The 876-nt window shown below is 47.8% G+C and carries 1 protein-coding gene; it reads right to left on the minus strand.

The features are described 5' to 3' along the window. Nucleotides 1-876: isochorismate synthase (locus R7Z50_RS25870; protein WP_318149525.1), on the minus strand; the 876-nt coding region annotated here is incomplete at both ends.

An 876-nucleotide genomic window follows, 5' to 3' on the forward strand; every position in this document is an offset into this window, starting at 1 on the left:
CGGCTCGTTATCAAGGATGAACTGCATCGACTCTTTACGAGGCAAACCTGCCACTGCGGCCGTCGGCTGCAATGCAGAAAGCAGTTGTACGCCATTTGTGCCTGTTTTTAAGCTTGCATGAATATTGCGCTTGAGGTGCTGCACCTTACGTAAACGCACCAATCTCGGTTCGGTTTCTACTTCTACCATTTCGGAATGAGGAGAAAGGCGTTCCACGATATCGTCCACGACGTACTGGTTTTCGTTTAAGTTTTTTGAATCCTGAGATAACCAGTTCGCCAACTCCATATCATGAGTGGCATTGTCGCCGCGGCCAATAGTGCCCGCTAAAGCTTCGGTATGAAGTTCATGTCCAACACGAGAATACAAACGCTCTGGCGTAGAGCCCATAAAACTGTGTTTGCTGTCTAAACTCAGCAAGAAATGAAAGCTGTGATGGTTGTTCAAATAGCTCGCTTTAAGCAGTTGTGCAGCGCTCAACGTGTTATCCAGTTGGACAGTAGAACGGCGAGCCAACACAACTTTTTTAAACTCATCATTCTCAATCCCTGTCAGGACTTTATGTACCAGCGCATCCCACTCAGATTTGATAGGAGTATGAACAATCGAGCGAATGTGTGACGAGATCGGAGGTAAAGCGGCGACATCGCAAATAAGCTTTCTCAAGCCTGCAAGCGTGCGCGCTTTGTCTTCAGTTAGGTTAACCGCGAGTGACCACTGCTGATCAAATCGAATCAGTTCAATTTGAGGCAAAAAGAAGAAAGAAGGCATGCAACGGCGATTTTTTTCGTGCTGGCCATCAAACGATCGCCCGCCCCATACTCGCTGCCCTTCACCAAGAATGGTATAGGCAGGACCCGGCTCAACAAAAGAGTG

The organism is Vibrio sp. 1249-1, from assembly GCF_033340495.1.